General features: G+C 34.0%; 20 protein-coding genes. 16 read left to right on the plus strand and 4 right to left on the minus strand.

The window, feature by feature from the left end; genetic code table 11:
* Nucleotides 1-16 precede the first annotated feature (16 nt).
* From CN601_RS01480 to CN601_RS01505, 6 genes are all read left to right on the plus strand, one after another.
* Nucleotides 17-1,198 carry a lipid-transfer protein gene (locus CN601_RS01480; RefSeq protein WP_098169759.1) on the plus strand — a complete coding sequence of 394 codons (1,182 nt, stop codon included), beginning with the start codon at nucleotides 17-19 and terminating at the stop codon, nucleotides 1,196-1,198.
* A 157-nt stretch (nucleotides 1,199-1,355) separates the two neighbouring features.
* Nucleotides 1,356-2,486, plus strand: a complete 1,131-nt coding sequence (locus CN601_RS01485; RefSeq protein WP_098169760.1) for a CaiB/BaiF CoA transferase family protein — start codon at nucleotides 1,356-1,358, stop codon at nucleotides 2,484-2,486.
* 604 nt (nucleotides 2,487-3,090) lie between these two features.
* A complete protein-coding gene (locus CN601_RS01490) occupies nucleotides 3,091-3,684 on the plus strand; it encodes a TetR/AcrR family transcriptional regulator (RefSeq protein ID WP_098169761.1) in 594 nt (197 codons plus the stop codon).
* A gap of 45 nt (nucleotides 3,685-3,729) precedes the next feature.
* A complete protein-coding gene (locus CN601_RS01495; protein WP_098169762.1) occupies nucleotides 3,730-5,049 on the plus strand; it encodes a purine-cytosine permease family protein in 1,320 nt (439 codons plus the stop codon).
* A gap of 29 nt (nucleotides 5,050-5,078) precedes the next feature.
* Nucleotides 5,079-6,173: an S-methyl thiohydantoin desulfurase family protein gene (locus tag CN601_RS01500; RefSeq protein ID WP_098169763.1), complete on the plus strand. Its 1,095-nt coding sequence runs from the start codon at nucleotides 5,079-5,081 to the stop codon at nucleotides 6,171-6,173.
* Nucleotides 6,173-7,753 (plus strand): hydantoinase/oxoprolinase N-terminal domain-containing protein, encoded by a 1,581-nt coding sequence (locus CN601_RS01505; RefSeq protein WP_098169764.1) that lies wholly within the window; start codon nucleotides 6,173-6,175, stop codon nucleotides 7,751-7,753. The genes CN601_RS01500 and CN601_RS01505 overlap by 1 nt, the downstream gene beginning before the upstream one ends.
* A 560-nt stretch (nucleotides 7,754-8,313) precedes the next feature.
* On the opposite strand, the gene CN601_RS01515 is transcribed toward CN601_RS01505, so the two are convergent.
* Entirely contained in the window at nucleotides 8,314-9,222 is a 909-nt protein-coding gene (locus tag CN601_RS01515) for a LysR family transcriptional regulator (protein WP_179865388.1), read from the minus strand.
* Nucleotides 9,223-9,334: 112 nt separating this feature from the next.
* Here CN601_RS01515 and CN601_RS01520 point away from each other — a divergent pair, with 112 nt between their 5' ends.
* Complete coding sequence (locus tag CN601_RS01520) at nucleotides 9,335-10,084, plus strand: SDR family NAD(P)-dependent oxidoreductase (RefSeq protein WP_098169767.1); 750 nt, start codon at nucleotides 9,335-9,337, stop codon at nucleotides 10,082-10,084.
* A 51-nt stretch (nucleotides 10,085-10,135) separates the two neighbouring features.
* The gene (locus CN601_RS01525) at nucleotides 10,136-10,900 is read left to right on the plus strand and encodes an SDR family NAD(P)-dependent oxidoreductase (RefSeq protein WP_098169768.1); all 765 of its coding nucleotides are present in this window, start codon (nucleotides 10,136-10,138) and stop codon (nucleotides 10,898-10,900) included.
* Between the two features lie 110 nt (nucleotides 10,901-11,010).
* Here the strand turns inward: CN601_RS01525 and CN601_RS01530 are convergent, their stop codons facing one another.
* Nucleotides 11,011-11,196: a hypothetical protein gene (locus CN601_RS01530; protein ID WP_098169769.1), complete on the minus strand. Its 186-nt coding sequence runs from the start codon at nucleotides 11,194-11,196 to the stop codon at nucleotides 11,011-11,013.
* 432 nt (nucleotides 11,197-11,628) lie between these two features.
* On the opposite strand from CN601_RS01530, the gene CN601_RS01535 reads away from it, so the two are divergent.
* Nucleotides 11,629-13,719, plus strand: coding sequence for a DUF262 domain-containing protein (locus CN601_RS01535; RefSeq protein WP_098169770.1), 2,091 nt, complete (start codon nucleotides 11,629-11,631; stop codon nucleotides 13,717-13,719).
* Between the two features lie 244 nt (nucleotides 13,720-13,963).
* On the plus strand, nucleotides 13,964-14,770 hold the full coding sequence (locus CN601_RS01540; protein WP_098169771.1) for a protein phosphatase 2C domain-containing protein: 807 nt from the start codon (nucleotides 13,964-13,966) through the stop codon (nucleotides 14,768-14,770).
* A gap of 95 nt (nucleotides 14,771-14,865) precedes the next feature.
* Here the strand turns inward: CN601_RS01540 and CN601_RS01545 are convergent, their stop codons facing one another.
* Together CN601_RS01545 and CN601_RS01550 are read right to left on the minus strand one after the other, a co-directional pair.
* On the minus strand, nucleotides 14,866-15,795 hold the full coding sequence (locus tag CN601_RS01545) for an LCP family protein (protein WP_098169772.1): 930 nt from the start codon (nucleotides 15,793-15,795) through the stop codon (nucleotides 14,866-14,868).
* A 175-nt stretch (nucleotides 15,796-15,970) separates the two neighbouring features.
* Entirely contained in the window at nucleotides 15,971-16,831 is an 861-nt protein-coding gene (locus CN601_RS01550) for an RCC1 domain-containing protein (protein WP_098169773.1), read from the minus strand.
* 389 nt (nucleotides 16,832-17,220) lie between these two features.
* On the opposite strand from CN601_RS01550, the gene CN601_RS01555 reads away from it, so the two are divergent.
* From CN601_RS01555 to CN601_RS01575, 6 genes are all read left to right on the plus strand, one after another.
* Complete coding sequence (locus tag CN601_RS01555) at nucleotides 17,221-17,490, plus strand: hypothetical protein (protein WP_098169774.1); 270 nt, start codon at nucleotides 17,221-17,223, stop codon at nucleotides 17,488-17,490.
* A gap of 135 nt (nucleotides 17,491-17,625) precedes the next feature.
* Nucleotides 17,626-18,084, plus strand: a complete 459-nt coding sequence (locus CN601_RS01560) for a hypothetical protein (RefSeq protein ID WP_098169775.1) — start codon at nucleotides 17,626-17,628, stop codon at nucleotides 18,082-18,084.
* Nucleotides 18,085-18,250: 166 nt separating this feature from the next.
* Nucleotides 18,251-18,643 carry a hypothetical protein gene (locus CN601_RS01565; RefSeq protein ID WP_098169776.1) on the plus strand — a complete coding sequence of 131 codons (393 nt, stop codon included), beginning with the start codon at nucleotides 18,251-18,253 and terminating at the stop codon, nucleotides 18,641-18,643.
* 177 nt (nucleotides 18,644-18,820) lie between these two features.
* Nucleotides 18,821-19,024, plus strand: a complete 204-nt coding sequence (locus CN601_RS01570; RefSeq protein WP_098169777.1) for a hypothetical protein — start codon at nucleotides 18,821-18,823, stop codon at nucleotides 19,022-19,024.
* A gap of 233 nt (nucleotides 19,025-19,257) precedes the next feature.
* Nucleotides 19,258-19,428 (plus strand): hypothetical protein, encoded by a 171-nt coding sequence (locus CN601_RS26725; RefSeq protein WP_179865389.1) that lies wholly within the window; start codon nucleotides 19,258-19,260, stop codon nucleotides 19,426-19,428.
* Nucleotides 19,429-19,656: 228 nt separating this feature from the next.
* Complete coding sequence (locus CN601_RS01575) at nucleotides 19,657-20,016, plus strand: hypothetical protein (RefSeq protein WP_098169778.1); 360 nt, start codon at nucleotides 19,657-19,659, stop codon at nucleotides 20,014-20,016.
* Nucleotides 20,017-20,128: the final 112 nt, after the last annotated feature.

The raw sequence follows: 20,128 nt of genomic DNA on the forward strand, positions 1-20,128 counted from the left end.
AAAGGAGGATTTAGTAATGAGTAATAATGTAAAAGTAATTGGAGTAGATATGGTCAAGTTTACGAAACCCGGTAAACAAGAGCCTTACGAAATGATGGCTTCAAAAGCAATTAGTGGAGCAATTAAGGATGCAGGAATTGATTTTAAAGAAATTAAACAAGCATTTGCTAGTTATGTATATGGAGACAGCACATCTGGTCAAACAGCTTTATACAAAGTTGGAATGACTGGTATTCCAATTATTAATGTCAATAACAACTGTTCGTCTGGATCAACAGCACTATTTTTAGCAAGACAAGCTGTAGCATCGGGTGTAGTGGATTGCGCTTTAGCGTTTGGATTTGAAGAAATGAAGCCAGGAGCATTAGGAAATGTATGGGGAGATCGGACTAATCCGTTGCAATCCTTCCTAGAAAGACTAGATGGATTAGATCCTGGAGCACCTGAAAACACTGGAGCGGCAAGAATATTTGGAGCAGCGGGAACTGCATATGTTCGAAAATATGGTGCAAACCCAGATATTTTTGCAAAAGTAGCAGTTAAAACACGAAATCATGCAGTGAATAATCCATATGCTATTTTTAATACGCCTTTAACAGTGGAAGAAGTATTGAACTCACCAGTTATTCATCCACCATATTTAACAAGATTTATGGCGTGCCCTCCATCTTGCGGAGCTGCTGCAGTTATTGTTTGTAGCGAAGAATTTGCTCGCAAGCATGGGAAACAAGATGCAGTAGAAATAGTTGCTCAGGCGATGGCGACAGACACACTTAATTCATATGAAGATGAACTTCAAATTGTTGGAGCAGACATGACCCGTAGAGCAGTTAAAGAAGTATACGAAAAATCAGGTATTGGACCACAAGATGTTGATGTAGTTGAATTACATGACTGTTTTACTCCAAACGAAGTTATTACATATGAAGGCTTAGGACTTTGCGGGGAAGGTGAAGCAGAAACATTTATTAATAATGGTGACAACACGTATGGTGGGAAATTTGTAGTAAATCCATCTGGAGGATTAATGTCAAAAGGACATCCACTTGGAGCAACTGGATTGGCACAAAGTACAGAACTAGTCTGGCAATTACGTGGTCAAGCAGGTCAAAGACAAGTGAATAACGCAAAGGTAGCATTACAACATAACTTAGGGCTTGGGGGAGCTGTTGTTGTAACGATGTATAAGAAGGCTTAATTGCTTTAAAGGGGATGCTTTTAAAATAGTATAGTCATAAAGTAAAACTTACTAGACGTATCATTCATATACATATGCCCGTGATGATCATCATAAAAGTAAGTAAATCATAGATTTGAAGAGAAATAACATTTTATTAAGATAAAGGAGATAACTTATGAGTCTACTAAATGGATTAAAAATATTAGATTTTTCAACTTTACTACCTGGTCCATATGCAACGATGATGCTTGCAGATCTTGGCGCAGAAGTATTACGCGTCGAATCACCAACTAGACCAGATTTAGTACGAGATGGATACCCTCGTGATGGGAAAGATTCAGTTGCACACGGTTACATAAACAGATCGAAACAGTCGATTGCTTTGGATTTAAAAAAGGAAGAATCAATTAATATCGTAAAAAAATTAATTGAAGAATATGATATCGTGATGGAACAATTTCGTCCTGGTGTAATGGAAAGATTAGGTTTAAGCTATGAAGAATTAAAGCTGATTAATCCTAAACTAATCTATTGTTCGATTACAGGATTTGGACAAACGGGTCCTTATCGAAATCGCGCAGGACACGATAATAATTATTTATCGATTTCAGGAGTTGCAAGTTATTCTGGACGTAAAAACACAGGCCCATCACCTGCAGGGGTACAAATTGCTGACGTTGCTGGAGGTTCATTACATGGTGTAATCGGGATATTATCAGCAGTTATTTATCGTAATCGAACTGGTGAAGGACAATGGTTAGATATTAGTATGACAGACTGTAGCTTTGCATTAAACGCATTAGCAGGTCCAGATTGCTTAATGGGAGGCATAAACCCAGAGTTAGAAAGTACAATGCTAAATGGTGGAACATTTTATGATTACTATGAAACAAAAGATGGACGCTACTTTTCTGTAGGAAGTATTGAACCACAATTTCGAAAGTTACTTTGTGTAGGAATCGAAAGAGAGGATCTAATCGAACTTAGCTTTAGTTCAAAATCTGAAGATCAAAATGCGTTTAAAGAAGAAGTAAGAGCTGCATTTCTCACAAAAACATTTAACGAATGGAAATCAATTTTTGAACTTTTAGATGCTTGTGTTGAACCAGTTCTTACACTTAAAGAAGCTAGTGAGCATCCTCAAATTGTTGAGCGAAATATGATTGTTGATGTTCCAAAGCCCAACGGTGGTTATCAAAAACAAATCGCAAGCCCAATTAAATCGAATGTATTTGTTCCTACCTATAGACATATTGGAGTAGGGGTTGGAGAGAATACCGAAGAGACGATTGGTAAATTGGTTTAAATTTTAGTAGATGAAAAAGGAGATTCGGAGATTAATCGAGTTTCCTTTTTCAATTTCTTGAATGGCTCGTAATAAATTAAAAATAGTTAATTTTACTATATTAATATTTTATTTAAAAAATTATCAGAAAAATTGTTGAATTCTGTGTTTTATGGTGGTAATATAGCTACAATACATTTTTTTAGAGAATGGAGGACTTGGTTTAGGAATCATTTTTTTTACCTATTTACCTAACGTTTGTTAGGTAAGTGTTGTAAGGTGTCACTTAACTCAATGCTAACAAGTGAATATTTTTTTTATTCTATTACCTAACATGTGTTAGGTAGATGTTGTTGGAATGACATTTAACACCATGCTGCGAAAGAAATATTTTTTTTTACCCAATTACCTAACGCTTGTTAGGTAGGTGAACTTAGCCATGGTTTAAAATTATTCTAGCAAAAGAAAAAGAGTTCATATTACTAAAAGGACATTAGTTAAGTGTTATGAGAATGTTGTAAACTATAGATAATACAAAAATATGAGTGAAAAGTAAGTATTCTTATTTTTTTAACTCATTGCCTAACATACATTAGTTAGGTTTAATAGGGGGACTGTATTAACTATGACTACTAAACCAATAAAATCGACAAAAGAAAATATTAAAGAAGCAGCAACAAAGTTATTCGCTAAAAAAGGATATTCAGGTATGACAATTAGAGAAATTGCTAATGAAGTAGGGATTAAGCCACCTTCTGTTTATGCTTTTTTTGAAGGAAAGGATGATATTTTTCTAGCTGTCTATAAGGATGCATTGAACGGGCATTTATCAATTGTTGAATCACAGCTTAAAAACACCCAATCTAAAAAAGTTCAGCTTTATTCAATTTTAAAATCAGCGATCGATTTTCAATATAAGGAGGATCTTAAAGCTAAAATTATCGTACGACTTATGACATCTCCACCAGAGATTATAAAGGAAGATATTATTAAAAGATTCGGTTCAATGGAATTAAATGAGTATAAAATTCTTTCCGAAATTTTTAGACAAGGTATTGAGAATGGCGAAATAAAAGAGTCTGATAGTCATGCGTTAGCCTTGTCATTCCAATGCATAATGGACGGGCTGTTTTGGCAAATGCACCGACACAGTGAGGAAGAAATTTATGCAAGATTAGATATTACGTTTAATCAATTTTGGAATGGCATTGAAAAATAAAGATTAGTTTATAAATTGGTTAAAAAAATGGGGAGGTTTAGAGAAATGGCAAGTAAATCAACTATTGGAGATGATTATTCACTATCTAGGGTACCGAAGTCGGCGCGTTTACCGATGTGGGATATTATGCTTGTACGAGTTGGTGCTCTAGCAACATTATCACAGTTTATGTTAGGTGCTTCATTAGGATTTGGAATGACATTTTGGCAGGCGTTTTGGGCGACTATGTTCGGAAGCGTTTTGTTACAAATTGTTAGTTTCCTATTAGGATACGCTGGAGCACGTGAAGGTCTTTCTACTAGTCTATTATCTCGTTGGACTGGATTCGGAAGATATGGCTCCAGTATTATCGGCTTTGTCGTTTCGATTTGTTGTATCGGATGGTTTGGTGTTCAGAACTCTGTTTTTGCGAATGGATTAGTCGAGGCAACCAATGGCAAATTAATTCTTCCCGTTGCTGCTGCACTGACTGGAATAGCCGTAACTGCTTTAGTTATTTTTGGATTTAAATTATTAAGTCTAACAGCAAAAGTTGCAGTTCCAGCTTTTCTAATTGTAGTAGGATTTGGTGTTTATAATGTTCTTAGTGATCATTCGATTTTTAGTTTAATAGGATCTCCTCCTCCAGGTGGTGCACTATCAATTGGAGTTGGTGCAACAATGGTTGCCGGAGGATTTATGATTGGTGCTGTTATTACACCAGACTTTAGTCGATTTGCTCGAAGCGGAAAAGATGTTTTTTGGATGACAACGATTGGTACTTTAGTTGGAGAATTAGGTGTTAGTATGATTGCTGTATTAATGTCTCACGCAGCAAAAACTAGTGATGTTGTTAGTATAATGCTTCAAACATCAGGTTGGATTGGCGCAGCAGTTGTTGTTTTCTCAACAGTAAAAATCAATAACTTGAACTTATATTCTTCATCTCTAGGATTTACAAATATTATCGATACGATTTTTAAAGTAAAAGTAAATCGTGGAATTGTAACACTTGTAATTGGTTTAATCGGAACTTTATTATCTATTCTTGGTATTCTTGATCGATTCGTTGATTTTCTAGTTTTCCTTGGCGTCATGATTCCACCGATTGCAGGTATTATGGTCATTGATTATTTTGTGTTAAAAACTCATCGAAAAGCATTGGATGAAAGTAGGGAGAAGGGAACTTTACCGGCTGAGCCAGAAAGATTTAATCCAGTGACATTCATTGCATGGGCTGCAGGATTTGCAGCTGGCTATTTTGTTAAATTTGGTATTCCATCGATTAACTCACTTGTAGTAAGTGGCATCATTTATTACGTTGGTGTTTTAATTTTAAAAGCCATTAAAAATAAACGAGTTGTGGATGAAAAAATTACAGCTTAAAAATTCTGAATGTTGGGGGTATTCTGAAAATGAGAAAGATAGGTAAACAAGAAATTGAAGATATTGCAGTAGGTGCTGCCTTACTAGGTACAGGAGGAGGGGGCGACCCTTACATAGGTAAGTTAATGGCTCTTCAAGCAATTGAGGAATATGGTGAAATTACTTTATTAGATGTAGATGAAGTGCCAGATGATGCATTAGTCGTACCATCAGCGATGATGGGGGCTCCAACTGTTATGCTAGAAAAAGCACCAAGTGGAGAAGAGGCAATTGTCGCATTTCAAAATCTCGAATCTTATTTAGGAAAAAAAATATATGCAACGATGCCAATTGAAGCAGGTGGTCTGAACTCCATGCTACCTCTTGCACTAGCAGCAAGACTAGGCATACCTGTCGTTGATGTAGATGGTATGGGAAGAGCATTCCCTGAATTACAAATGGTTACGTTTTACCTTGATGGCGTTTCAGCAACACCAATGGTTCTTGCTGATGAGAAAGGAAATACTTCGGTACTTTCAACGATCAACAACCTTTGGACTGAACGAATTGCCCGTGCAGCAACAATTGAAATGGGTGGCTCTGTCATGACTGCCATTTACCCGATGTCAGGAAAAAACTTAAAAGATAGTGGAATTCGAAACATCCTTCAGCTTGAAGAAAACTTAGGAAGAGCAATCAGACTGGCTAAACAAAACAACGCGGATCCAGTATCAGAAGCGCTAAAATGTGCAAACGGCTTTGAATTGTTCCGCGGAAAAGTAACTGACATAAATAGAAAAACTGAAAGCGGATTTGCAAAAGGGATCGCTACATTCGAAGGCATTAATGATTATAAAGGAGAAACACTTGAAGTTCGTTTCCAAAATGAGCACTTACTAGCACAAACAGAACAACGTCTACTTTGCGTAACTCCTGATTTAATTGCAGTGCTTGATGCAGAAACAGGACTTCCAATTACAACTGAAGGCATTCGATACGGTGCAAGATGCGTAGTAGTTGGCATTCCTTGTAATCCAAAATGGAGAACGGAAAAAGGAATTGAAACCGTTGGACCAAAATACTTTGGCTACGATGTTGACTATATTCCAGTAGAAGAACTTGCTAAAAAAGGAGTGACATTATAATGAGCACATACAGAATTGGAATCGACGTTGGTGGAACACACACAGATGCAGTACTTTTAGATGAAAACAATCAAGTAGTGTCCGAAACAAAATCACCTACTACAGAAGATGTAGCGACAGGTATTTATACAGCACTAAAGAAAATTATCGGCGATGCGAATGTACCAAGAGAACAAATTAAATACGCAATGCTAGGAACAACACATTGTACAAACGCAATCGTAGAAAGAAAAAGACTAAATAAAATCGCAGCAATTCGGATCGGTGCTCCTGCAACTTTAGCCGTAAAACCGCTAATCGGTGTACCTGATGATCTACGCGCGGCGTTCGGTAAGCATATTTATTTAGTTCGAGGTGGACATGAATTCGATGGAAGGGAAATCGTCTCTTTAGATGAAGCGCATTTGTATCAAATTGCGCATGAAATCGAAGGGAAAGTTGACTCTGTAGCCATTACTTCAGTATTTTCACCTGTATCGAAAGAACATGAAGAAAGAGCAAGTGAAATTATGAAGGAAGTTCTAGGAGAGAATGTAGCGGTTTCTTTATCATCAGAAATCGGTTCTGTAGGATTACTAGAACGAGAAAATGCTACGATTATCAATGCCGCAGTTGTAGATGTTGCAAAAACAGCGGCTGATGGATTCATAAATGCATTAAAAAATGAAGGAATTGAAGCAAAAGTATTTTTCGGCCAAAATGATGGTACATTAATGTCCGTAGAATATGCAGTGAAATATCCAATCTTTACAATCGCATGCGGTCCAACGAACTCATTACGTGGTGCATCTTACCTAACTAAAAGCTCAGATGCAATCGTTGTAGACGTAGGTGGAACTACATCCGATGTTGGTGTGTTAATTCAATCATTCCCACGTGAATCTTCATTGGCAGTAGAAATTGGTGGAGCACGCACTAACTTCCGTATGCCTGACCTAATTTCAATCGGACTTGGCGGCGGTACAATTATTCGCATTAAAGACAACGGAGAATTCACAGTTGGACCTGACAGTGTCGGCTATCGCCTTCCAGAAAAAAGCTTAATTTTCGGTGGGGATACATTAACTACAACAGACGTGGCCGTAGCACTTGGAAAAGTCGATCTAGGCGACGCATCAAAAGTAGCTCATTTAGATAAAGAGATATTAAATAAAGTTTATGCAAAAATGGTAGAGCTAGTTGAAGAAGCAATCGATAAAATGAAAACTAGCGCTGAAGATGTGCCAGTTATTCTTGTTGGTGGCGGTAGCATACTGCTTCCTGAAGACTTAAAAGGAGCATCAGAAGTGATCCGCCCACAACATTCTGGCGTAGCTAATGCGATTGGAGCGGCCATTTCACAAGTAAGCGGTCAAGTTGAACGAATTTACAAATTAGTAGAATTAACGCGTGAACAAGCATTGGAAATGGCAAAGAATGAAGCAAAACAAGAAGCAATTAAAGCTGGGGCAGATCCAGACAATTTGGTAATCGTTGATATTGAAGATGTGCCACTTGCTTACTTGCCTGGTAATGCGACTCGTGTAAGAGTGAAGGCTGCTGGGGATTTGGCGCAGGTTGAGGTTAATGAATTGGTTTGATATTGATTTTTGGGGCACCTTCTTTTTGGGGGTGCCTTTTTTTGTGCGTAAAGGGTAGAAGTCTGCTCATAAAGTACATCGTCTTGCTTTATAAATGGGGTCAAACAAATGAAGTTTATGTTTAGTATTCCGAACACAGTGTGAACTTTATTGATAAAGTAGTGAACTTTGTTGATAAACTGCTGATTTTTATTGATAAAGTAATGTTTTTTGTTGATATAATAGCAATATTTGTTGATATATTGCTTTAGACCAATTTTAAGAGGCATCTACCTAAAAATGGGGTCGCGGAAACACGAACATAAGTTGAACAATATTGATAAAGTAGTGAACTCCGTTGATAAATGGCTGATTCTCGTTGATATATCGCTGAACTTCGTTGATAAATGGTTGATCCTCGTTGATAAAGTTGCGATCTCCGTTGATATGACGCTGAACTTCGTTGATAAATGGTTGATCCTCGTTGATATATCACTGAACTTCGTTGATATAATGCTTGAACCACATTCAAAATGAAGAGGCACCTCCAAAAAGAGGAGGTACCTCTAATAAATTTGATATCAGGAATATCTTTCACGAAATTCATTCAAATATCGCTTAATAAACTCCTTAGATATTAGTGAATGGCTCTTATTTTTAGTTTGAACCCAACCTACAGATTTTGGTTCTTGAATAAAATCTTCTATTTCAAGAATGGCTAGCTCGTAATTTTCATCGCTAGTTAAACCAAGGAAGGAAAGGTCATAGCCTGCTGAAACTGCTAAATCGTCTTTTAATGCTCTTACTAAGGCGCGAGTATTATTTGTTTTAAACCAAACATCAATTTTGCCAATTGATTGATTAAAATGTTCAACGAATTCATTTACATAATCCTCGTTATAAAGTACAAATGGATATTTTAATAATTCCTTTGCGGGAACATTTTTAAATGAAGATAATGGAGATTTTTTACCCACAAAAACTACGATTCGGCCTTCAAAGATTTTATTAAAAATAAGCCCTGAATTTTTCTTCAACTGATCATCATTTAATCCAATAAGTCCGATATCTACTTTTTTTTCACGAATGTCATTTAAGATATCACTGGTGCCTTTTTCCGAAATTTGAAATTGAACATTTGGATAATCTTTTTTAAATTTTGAAATTGTGTTAATTAAAATGTCCATCCCAATGGGAATCGAAGCAATGCTAAGTTCACCAACAATTACATCATTTTGACTATTTGCTTCTTCCTTAATTTCCTCTATTTTCGAAACTACGTCCAACATTTTTAGGATGATGTTTTGGCCTTCTGAAGTCGGTATTGCTCCGTGCCTTGATCTAGTAAATAATTTAATATTCAATTCGGATTCTAAATTTGATATCGCTTGGCTAATAGCAGATTGTGTTACGTGTAAATTATTTGCGGCACTCGTAATCGATTTCGTTTTCGCAACTTCGACTATATATTGTATTTGGTCGATATTCATGTTGACTCCTCTTTCCATTAGTTTGGCTAATGGATTAATAAAAATGTTTAAATATATCTTAACAAACATTGTTGTTAAAATGAAAGTGTAAAAAGAAAAGGGGATGTTATAAATGAGGTTATTAAATAAAACTGCAATTGTAACAGGTGGAGCTAACGGGATTGGAAAAGCTACTGTTCAGAAATTTTTAGAACAAGGTGCTAAAGTAGTATTTACAGATATTAATGAAGAAGCTGGCAAAAAGACATTAGATGAAATGAAGGCTATTTCTGATTATGTTGTTTTCATTCAACATAATGTTCAGCTTGAAGCAGATTGGATTAAAGTAGTAAATGAAACAAAAGAAAAATTCGGCTCAATTGATATTTTATTTAATAATGCTGGTATCTTTAGTTCAAAACCAGTTACAGAATATGAAACAGAAGAATGGAATCGCTTACTAAGTATAAATGTAACCGGAGTCTTCCTTGGAATGAAGCACACAGTACCATTTATGCGTGAGCAAAAAGCTGGATCAATTATTAATACATCTTCAGTTGCTGGATTAAAAGGCTCTAATAATGCAACACTTTATGGTGCAAGTAAAGGTGCTGTTCGTATCATGACGAAAGATTTAGCAAAAGAAGTTGCTGCTGATCAAATCCGTGTTAATTCAATTCATCCAGGTGTCATTGAAACAGCTATGGGAGCTGATTTAGCATCAAGTCATAATGCATCAAATGAACAATTAGCAATGACTATTCCATTAAAAAGACTAGGTAAACCCGAAGAAATCGCAAACCTTGTAGTCTTTTTAGCATCTGACGAATCTAGTTTCATAACTGGAGCTGAAATGGTTGCTGATGGCGGAATGACTGCTTAAAAATATGATGTGTAAGTTTTAGTAAAAATATAAATTGTGGAGGTATTTACCATGTTATTAAAAGATAAAGTTGCTATTATTACTGGCGGAGCTTCAGGAATCGGTAAAGCTACTGCATTGAAGTACGCTAAAGAAGGTGCCAAAGTTGTAGTTGCAGATTTTAATGAAGCTGGTGCTACTGAAACAGTTGAACAAATTAAAGCGCTTGGTGGAGAAAGTGTAGTTTTTAAAGTTGACGCTTCAAAATTTGCGGAAGTAGAATCATTAGTTGAATTTACAGTAGAAACTTATGGAACAATTGACGTAATGTTTAATAATGCTGGTATTGGTGGATCGAATTTAATTAATGAATTTAATGAAGAAATGTATCAAAAAGTAATCGCTGTAAACCAACATGGAGTTGCTTACGGAATCGCTAGTGCGAGCAAAAAAATGATCGAACTAGGAGTGAAAGGTGTAATTATAAACACTGCTTCAGTATACGGATATTTAGCAAATGTGGGAGCATTTGCTTATAATGCTTCAAAAGGTGCAGTTGTTATGATGACGAAAACTGCAGCACTAGATCTTGCTCCTCATGGAATTCGTGTAGTCGGCATAGCTCCCGGATTTGTTAACACTCCAATTATTGATGGATTAAAAGATAAAGGTTTGACAGAAATATATAGAAATTTCCAAATGAGAAAAGAATTTATTGAACCAGAAGATATTGCCGGAATGGTTTGTTTATTAGCGATGGAAGAAGCAAATGTTGTTAATGGTAGTACTGTAATGCTGGATGATGGGCTTACTGGGTTTAAGGCCCATATGAATTAAGACGATTAGATTTCATTTTTAAAATATATTGAGTATAAAAAAGCTAGTTTTTCTAATTGATATAGAAAGCTAGCTTTTTTAATAAGCTCTATTGATGTAATAGTAAATTCCTATTTCTTAGAAGAAGTATTCTTTCTAAATATAAGATAAAGAAAAAGTGCGGTTCCTCCTCCAAAAGCAGTAGCAAAATGAGTACTTCGTAAAGTATCAATCATAACATATGCTGTCACCAAAAAAGCAATTACAAACGAAACACTCAGTAAAAAATTTATTAAAAAATATTTATTTGAAAGCATGATTTACTCCAATCTTTTTATTTTCTCTAAATAAATTCCATATATTTACAACAAATCCTTTTTACAGTTTTCTCAGTAGCGTATGAACATACTTCTAAGAAAAAGAAAGGTAATGTAAATATCTGAAATTAAAGAAACATTGAAAAGTGAGGATCAGGTTCTTATTCCAGTTCTTTTCAGTCTATGAGATGAAATGTTCTCTAGAGATACGAATTAAATGGTCGTTTTCATTCAATAGATAGTAAGGTTCAATCAAATAATGTTTGAACGGTCTAAAGTTCTTGATGTTTATTTTCTCACTTTTTTTAGTGGGATATTTTCTTCAAGGGCTTTTTTGCATTTTTTGTGATGTATTCCAAAAAACTAATATTCAATAGTTCTTTGTTGCAAGATATGGTTATACAAATGTACCAATTTAAGGAGTTGTGATTAATGCATGAATTAGAGTCTTTAAAAAGTATTTTTAAAGATAGGATTTTTAAAATTCCAGATTATCAAAGAGGTTATGCCTGGACAAACAAACAGTTAAAGGATTTCTGGGAGGATGTTGTCAATTTACCAGTTGAAAAATTTCATTATACTGGTTTACTTTCTTTAAAAGCGGTTGAAAAGCAAAGTTGGAAAGACTGGCACGAAGAACGTTGGTTAATAGAAGATAGAGGTTTCAAACCATTTCACATAGTGGACGGTCAACAACGATTAACTACCTTTGTAATTCTAATTCAAGAAATACTTAGTCTCTTTAAATCTTTACAACCTGATAAAAAAGATGAAGACATTTACATAGGGACATTTAGTCTGAAGCAAATAAAAGAGGAGTATCTTGTTGTTCAGAAACCACCTCAATTTATCATAAATACATATAAGTTTGGGTATGAAACAGATAACCCTAGTTTCAAATATTTAAGGCATCGTATTTTAGAAGAAAATGATGGAGGAAGTATACAGGAGACTTTTTATACTCTCAATTTAGAAAATGCAAAGCGATTTTTTGGAGAAAATTTATCAAATTATTTTCAGGAGTACGGTATTGAGGAAATAGAGAAGATGTTCAAAAAAGTTACTCAAAACCTTATGTTTAATCTTCACGAAATTCATGATGACTTTGATGTGTTTGTCGCGTTTGAAACGATGAATAACCGTGGAAAGAAGTTATCTAATTTAGAGTTGTTAAAGAATCGTCTCATTTATCTTACAACCCTTTACGATGATGAAGAACTTGAAATTGATGATCAAAAGATATTGAGAGAGAAGATTAATGATGCATGGAAAGAAGTATATTATCAATTAGGGAGAAATAAACAAAAACCGCTTTCCGATGACGACTTTCTTACCGCTCATTGGATTATGTATTTCCAATATACTCGACAAAAAGGGGACGATTATATTCGTTTCTTACTTGATGAAAAATTCACACCAAACAATGTATATAAAAAGGTTGATGTAAAAGAAACCTCTCTCATTCAAGTGGTGGAACAAAGAGATAATTCTCAAGAAATGAATGATGTGGTTGAAGAAGAACAACCACTTATGTTTAAACAAAAATCAAAATTATCCCCAAAAGAAATAGAAGAGTATGTTGGAAGTCTTAAATCAACAGCTGAACATTGGTACAATTCTTTCAATCCTTTTGGTGATAATCAATTAACGACAGAAGAAAGATTATGGATTGATCGCCTCAACCGGATAGGCATTGCCTATTTTAGACCACTCGTTACAGTTTCATTTATAGCAAAGGATGTGGAATCAACAGACAGGATCCTACTATTTAAAGAAATAGAAAGATTTATATTTATTGCATTCCGGTTAGGACGTGCATTTACGACATATAGAAACAATGAGTTTTATAAAACTGCCAGACAATTGCGTAATGGGGATATCACAATAAATGAAATATGCAACTCCTTATACCAGCATATTGAGGGGTGGCTTGAACCAGAAAGTGCCTTTGATTATCAGTCTTTCAAAACGTATATCCAGCGTCTTTACAAAAATGGTCATGGTTTCTATGCTTGGAATGGCATTCGCTATTTTCTGTATGAATACGAAGTAGAAAAAGTTCACCAATTTGGCAATCAAAAAATCGACTGGCAGTATTTCGTTAAAAGTGAGAAGGACAAAGTTTCAGTAGAACATATCTACCCTCAAACCCCAAACAATGATTATTGGATAGAGAGGTTCAATGATTTCTCAGAGGAAGAGAAGCTTATTTTAACAGGCTCCCTTGGTAATCTTCTCCCATTATCAAGTATGATTAACTCGAGTTTACAAAATGATAGCTTTCCAGATAAAAAAACTGCAAAACTTGATGCACAAGGACAAAAAATTAGAAGAGGCTATTCTGAAGGATCGCATAGTGAGATTGAAGTTTCTAAATACGATGAATGGAATGCAGCTACCATATTTGAACGCGGATTAAAGTTACTTTCATTTATGGAGAGACGTTGGAACATAAAATTTCCAAACGAAGAAAGTAAAGTTGATTTATTGCTTTTAGGTTTTTTAGAAAAAAATAATGAATAGTATGTTCAAAAGAATTTATTGTTTTAATGCATTTTAAGTCAGAGCTAAGGGGCTTGTCATGGTTGAGAATCTTTGTATTAAGGTGTCCAAATTGGACATCTTTTTATTTTGGTTATTTTATTTATGATTTTTTAGAATTAAACCTTTTTAAATACATATTACTTACTAGAGGTTTCGTATAAATGTAGGAAATACAAAAATAAATACGTTTAATGTATTAACCATTTTAGGTGGTGACAAAAATATGGAGATTCGAACTAGTGCAAGAGTTTCACTTTCCAAAAAAGTACCCGAGGATGCAATGGTAGTAAACAAAAAGTTAAATGTTTATGGAGTTTTTGATGGAGCAACACCAATAAGTTCATTTAAAAATGCAGATGGTAAGAATGGAGCATATTTGGCCTCAAATTTATTTAGAAAGTATTTCGAAAATCATTTTCTATCTAAACTGACTCTTGCAGAAGGAATTATTCAAGCAAATAGAAGACTAATGGAAGAAATGATATTAAATAATATAGATATTACCCGCCCAGAAGAATTGTGGACAACATGCGCTGCCGTTGTAAAAGTCGATAAACAAAAAATATCATTTGCTCAACTTGGTGATTGTATGATTTTAGCAGAGTACCATAATGGCCATATAAAAACTTTAACGAAAGATACTGTAAAGGGAATCAGTAGCAGGGCGAAAGTAAAACGTGAGAATGATCGAAAGAAAGGAATAATATTACCAGAAGAATCGCATTTCAATTCGGTTAAAAATCAACTGATTTATAATCGAAGCATGGCTAATACGGTTAATGGTTATTCTGTTGCAAATGGAAAAGAAGCAGTCAGAAGTTATATCCAATCGGGATATATAGATTTTAAGGATTTAAAGTCCATTTTACTGATCAGCGATGGTTTATTTCATCCTAAAGTTGATTTGATACATGCATTTAAACTAATCAATGCAATTGGGTTGGAGGATTATTCGGTGCAATTGGAAAAGGAAGAGTTGAAAAATAAGACTCATTCGGATGATAAGACGGGGATCTTTATTAGTTTTTAGAAAATGATTAAAAAGTCTATTATATATATTTGGTAGCTACATAAAAAAGGATAGAAAAGTGGAATAAAATTTTACAATCTCTATCCTTTTTTAATTTAATTCAAAAACCTCTGTAACGCTTCCTTATTTTTATCAATATCTAACTCCAAAACTTCACCTGCATTTTCAACTCTTTTTGGGGTGAATGTATGATCCTCTGGAATTCTTAGTGTTTCTAAGTCCTTATCTTTACCATTTACTAAGTAATCAGATACTAATTGTAAAATGTCCATTGTAGACATATTAGTTTGAATGTATGGCTGTATAATACCCAGTGTTTTAGGTAGGCTTGCAATTCCTTTAAATGTAAGGACTTGGGATTTAAGCGCTTTAAGTACTTTTTGCTGTCGGATTACTCGATCAAAGTCACCTCTAGCATCGTGTCTAAATCTTGCATAACCTAAAAGTTCCTTACCATTTAATTGTTGAACTCCGGGTTGAATACTCACTCCAATATGACTTTTCATTGGTTTTTCTACATCTATTGTAATTCCGTTTGGAGCAATTTCATCAATCATTTCCTCAAAACCTTTGAAATCAATTGTTGCAAAATACTCAATATCAATTCCAAAATTTTGTTGGATCGTCTGTCTCAGGAGTTCAACGCCACCGAATGAATAGGCTGCGTTAATTTTTTGATGACCATAACCGGGTATCGAAACATAGCTATCTCGCATTATTGAAACTAATTTTGTCTCGTTTTGATTATTGTATTGTAAGATCATGATAGAATCTGTACGCGATTTTTCATCTTTTTTATGTGCATCTTCTCCTAATAATAAAATATTTGTTTTATTTGGTATTTTTTTAGCGTTAAATTCTACATTAGATTGCTTGTTATTCCGATTCTGATTTCCTAACTGAACGCCTTTTTTATATTGATAGATTCCATAAAACAAAGTACCTAATAATAGAATGACAAGAATCAAACTCAAATTTAATATAAATCTCTTCTTTTTAATTTTCTTCCTTTGCAATCTACTCATAATCTCCGTTACCATTTCCTTATAAGTGATATTTATTTAATCGGAGCATTTCCGAACTATTTCACTAATAAAATGTTACGAATTGATGAACCTGTGATACAAAGGCTTTTTTTAAGATGAATATGTATTTTTTGAAGACTTATTGGAGCCTCGTTATTGTAAGGAAGAATTGTTCTTAAACTTGTACTTTAGGCAGTTGGATTTCACTCCAGTTAGTTACATCGCATTGGCCCATTGCATGATCGCCCACAGCCACCATGGTTCCATCAGATTTAAGTCCAATTGAAATCGCGCAACCCGCTGCAATCGCGACAATATCGCGCCAGTCACTTACATTACATTGCCCATGCTTATCTAGACCTACCGCTACTGTTGTACCATCAGATTTAAGTCCGATTGTATGATTACTACCAGCTGAGACCGCCACAATATCACTCCAGCCACTGACATCGCATTGGCCATGTTTATTCAAACCAATAGCAACAACCGTGCCATCTGATTTAAGCCCGACTGTATGAAGATAACCTGCATCAGCCTCTACAATGTTTTGCCAGTCTTTAACATTACCTTGGCCATATCGATTATTTCCTACGTTCATTACTGTGCCATCCGACTTAAGCCCCACAGTATGCCAGTCCCCAGCTGAAATTGCCACAATATCGTGCCAGTCACTTACATTACATTGGCCATCATTATTTCGACCCACAGCCATCACCGTACCATCCGTTTTAAGCCCGACTGATCGACGCCAACCCGCTGCAATTGCTACAATACCACTCCAGTTACTTACATTGCATTGGTCATGCTTATTCCAACCTACTGCCACCACAGTTCCGTCCGATTTAAGTCCAATCGTATGAGAATTACCAATATGACCATTACCTGCTGCAACTGCAATAATATCGTCCCAGTTGTTTACATCACATTGACCATATTTATTTTCCCCAACCGCCATGACAGTGCAATCCGATTTAAGTCCAACGGTATGACGATATCCAACAGCTATAGTATCTTTTTTCGGTGTATTGATTTCCATGTTTACCTCCTTTATATTCGAGAAACTCTGTAATTAGTGTCAAGTATAAGTAACGGTTCAGCAGGATGTCAATTGAGATAATGATTTAAAAGTCGGTTAAAAAGAATAAAAAAAATTTGTTTAAACGAAGAGTATATTAAAGTGGGATGGCATTGTTAGTAAAAATAGAATCTTAGACTTAATGTCCTTTTTGATGAAAGGAGTTTAGATTGTTTGATATTATAACAACATTTTAAATTTAAAAGTTTTGGATTAGATGTTATTTATTTAGGGTTCAACCTCAGAGAGAGACAAATAATTGCGATTTAGTAGCGTAAGAAATTAAATTATTGTTACTGAGTAACAAGTATTTTAAAATTGTATTATTAGATATCTAGGAGAGCTTTTAAATGAATATATATTTTCTAATATTATGCACATTGCTTTTACTTTTTTTGAGTGGTAATGCTTTTTACGTTACTTTTAAGAAGTTTGAAGATGAGGACGATTATTCTGGGGGCACAGCTACAGGAGAGTTTTACGAACTAGTCTTTGGAATTTTAGAATTTATCTCAAAAAAAATATTTCCAGAAAGATATCATATTATTATTTTTAAAATATTTTCATTTGCATTTGGACTATTTATGTTAGGACTTGCTATTTTATTATGGATTCTTTAATTTATTATGTTATGTAACTAACACGTGCGATTCTTCAATAGGAGAACGCTTTTTCTTATTCAACAAAATGGCAGATTAGTTGAATAATAAATGGTATTATAAAATTAACATAAAGACTATTTATAGGAGGAATTAATGGGATTAGAGCATGAATTTTATCTTATTCCAGATACAGTTAACGTAAACCAAATTTGGAAATTGAGAAAAAACAATAATGTAATTGAAAGCGTTAGAATACATGATGATATTATCCAATATATAATGGACTCTTTAAATTGGATACCAAGTAAAAATCCATCAACTAGTGGTAACCTGAATAGAAAAGGTCTTAATTATTATGGAGAGACCCTATTTGAGCAACAGTCTTCAGAAAAGATAATTGCAATATTTACTTCATGGAAAGACTTATTTAGAAATGGACCTAAAGTGTTAAAACTTAGAGGTAATTTTGTTTATGGGGAAGATGATGAAGATGGAGAATATGAAAAGTTAATCATCAATCGAGACGAATTAATTAACAAAATAGAAAAAATGATAACAATGGCAGAGAAATTATCAGAAGGTAATTTTTATTTATATCATTTAGGGATTTAAATAGAGCATTCAATTTTTCTTATTCAACAAACGCAGTGCGAAGTTGAAGATCAAGAGCAGTCATTGGCTGTTTTTTTAATTTAGTATTTGCAGGAGAGCTTAATAAAGAAACTGGTATAAAGTACAGAATTCATTATTAAAATAGTACAAGCAAGGGGGCGTAAATTTGAAAAAAAAATTCGTTTCTAGAATGACTATTTTAGTTGTGTTCTTATGTATTGGGTTATCAGCTTGTCAGAAAAATAAAGAAATCGTTCACATTAGTATAATAAGAGAAGGACTTCCTGTGAAAACAATTGATGAAACAGCAATAAATAAAATTGAATCAATATTTACAAATGTTAAATGGAATCCAAACACACAAGTAAATTGGGCAAAAGAAGAAGACTGTAAAATCGTAGTAACATATAAGCAGGGTTCAAAAACGAGTAAAACAGAATATGGTGTTTGGTTCTCAGGTAAAGAGGCAGAACTTTCAAGTAGTGATTCAGACGAATCATATGGTGAATTAAATAAAGAAGATACAATGGCTCTAAAAAAGATAGTAAGGAATAATTAATTTATTTATTTACGATGGTTCTTAAGTAACTAACGCATTGCGTTTCTTCAATAGAAGAACGCTTTTTCTTATTCAACATAATGGCAGGATAGTTGAACAAGGAAAATGTAAATTAAATGTCGAATTTATTTAAATCTAATCAAAAATTAATTTACATCGAGGGGAAGATTTTTTACAATGTTTGCAGTATTTCTAGTTCCTTGTTTACCATTTTTGTTGATAATTGGCATGTCATATGCTTTATATGTTGGTTACAAACTCCAAAAATATGAACGTAGGGTATGGATAGTCGGAACAATTTCAGTTGTATTAATTTGCAGCTATCCTGAATATCAACTCTTATCTTTAACTTTTGAAATAATGAAAAATTTAAACAAATAATTAATAGACATTTAAAAATGTTTTTTTGAATATGCACAAAGGTTATAGAACTAACGCATGCATTAGTTGAAGATCACAAACTGCTTAATGGCAGGTTAGTTTAAGAAAGTTATAAACGAGGGGTGGAAGCATATGTTTAAAAACAAGGAAGACAGAATGCGGCTTTATTTGACTGTACCTACGTTTATTATAGGAATCATCATTATATATAATAGTGAACGAGGTTATTATCAGTGGATTCTTTATTTGGCGGTTATGGCTATCTTTTATATATGGCGTTTTTTCTACAGGAGGAAACGGAAGAAAGAAGAAAAAAAAATCTTCTTAAACTAACTGGTGCATTAGTTGAACAACAAGATCGACTGTATAGTCGATTTTTTTTGTTGAACAAAATGGCAGTATAGTTTAATAAGAAAAGGATTTATTGGGATTAAATGGAAAAATTATTTCCATTGTGCTTTAAAATTACGAACAACAAACCCTTTATAAAAGAATACGAGATGAAAACCTAAAATCATTAAATTAGGTGTTTTTATATAATTAGAATAATCCTCAGCATCTTTATAATAAAGTAGGGATTATCAATTTTATGTAGAATTTACATATTATGGAAATAACAAGGGAGAGAGTTTATGAAGAAAATACTTTTATCACTTTTAGTTTTATCATTATTCGGATGTTCCAATAAATCTCTTCTTTTTAAGGGGGAGAGCGACCATTGGAAAGGAGAATACTCCGCTGATATTACCAATGATACTAGAGAAGATGGTCAATTTATTTTTAAATTTAAAAAAGGTAATAAAGTAAAAAAGAACCTAGAAATTAATATCAATAATGGTCAAACTGTTCGTACTGAAGAATTAAATAACGAAACTACAATTACAATTCCTAATGCCTGCTCTGGTTGTTCTGTTACAAGTAAATCCTCGCCTATTGATGTAACAATTAAATGGAATAATCAAGAGGAGACCTTTAAATTAAAAACAAAGTAGTTATTTACTAAAACAACAATTATAGAACCTTCTTCAACTAACGCATGCATGAGTTGATTAGAAGTTGCCAATTGAGGCGGCTTTTTCTCATTCAACAAAATGGAAGGATAGC

Source organism: Bacillus sp. AFS017336, from assembly GCF_002555445.1.
Taxonomy (GTDB): domain Bacteria; phylum Bacillota; class Bacilli; order Bacillales; family Bacillaceae_G; genus Gottfriedia.

Coding starts and splice junctions, on each gene's coding strand:
- CN601_RS01555 (WP_098169774.1), top strand. CDS start 17,221: ATGAATATATATTTTCTAATATTATGCACATTGCTTTTACTTTTTTTG.
- CN601_RS01560 (WP_098169775.1), top strand. CDS start 17,626: ATGGGATTAGAGCATGAATTTTATCTTATTCCAGATACAGTTAACGTA.
- CN601_RS01540 (WP_098169771.1), top strand. CDS start 13,964: ATGGAGATTCGAACTAGTGCAAGAGTTTCACTTTCCAAAAAAGTACCC.
- CN601_RS01550 (WP_098169773.1), bottom strand. CDS start 16,831: ATGGAAATCAATACACCGAAAAAAGATACTATAGCTGTTGGATATCGT.
- CN601_RS01520 (WP_098169767.1), top strand. CDS start 9,335: ATGAGGTTATTAAATAAAACTGCAATTGTAACAGGTGGAGCTAACGGG.
- CN601_RS01490 (WP_098169761.1), top strand. CDS start 3,091: ATGACTACTAAACCAATAAAATCGACAAAAGAAAATATTAAAGAAGCA.
- CN601_RS01570 (WP_098169777.1), top strand. CDS start 18,821: ATGTTTGCAGTATTTCTAGTTCCTTGTTTACCATTTTTGTTGATAATT.
- CN601_RS01515 (WP_179865388.1), bottom strand. CDS start 9,222: ATGAATATCGACCAAATACAATATATAGTCGAAGTTGCGAAAACGAAA.
- CN601_RS01495 (WP_098169762.1), top strand. CDS start 3,730: ATGGCAAGTAAATCAACTATTGGAGATGATTATTCACTATCTAGGGTA.
- CN601_RS01480 (WP_098169759.1), top strand. CDS start 17: ATGAGTAATAATGTAAAAGTAATTGGAGTAGATATGGTCAAGTTTACG.
- CN601_RS01485 (WP_098169760.1), top strand. CDS start 1,356: ATGAGTCTACTAAATGGATTAAAAATATTAGATTTTTCAACTTTACTA.
- CN601_RS01505 (WP_098169764.1), top strand. CDS start 6,173: ATGAGCACATACAGAATTGGAATCGACGTTGGTGGAACACACACAGAT.
- CN601_RS01575 (WP_098169778.1), top strand. CDS start 19,657: ATGAAGAAAATACTTTTATCACTTTTAGTTTTATCATTATTCGGATGT.
- CN601_RS01500 (WP_098169763.1), top strand. CDS start 5,079: ATGAGAAAGATAGGTAAACAAGAAATTGAAGATATTGCAGTAGGTGCT.
- CN601_RS01525 (WP_098169768.1), top strand. CDS start 10,136: ATGTTATTAAAAGATAAAGTTGCTATTATTACTGGCGGAGCTTCAGGA.
- CN601_RS01535 (WP_098169770.1), top strand. CDS start 11,629: ATGCATGAATTAGAGTCTTTAAAAAGTATTTTTAAAGATAGGATTTTT.
- CN601_RS01545 (WP_098169772.1), bottom strand. CDS start 15,795: ATGAGTAGATTGCAAAGGAAGAAAATTAAAAAGAAGAGATTTATATTA.
- CN601_RS01530 (WP_098169769.1), bottom strand. CDS start 11,196: ATGCTTTCAAATAAATATTTTTTAATAAATTTTTTACTGAGTGTTTCG.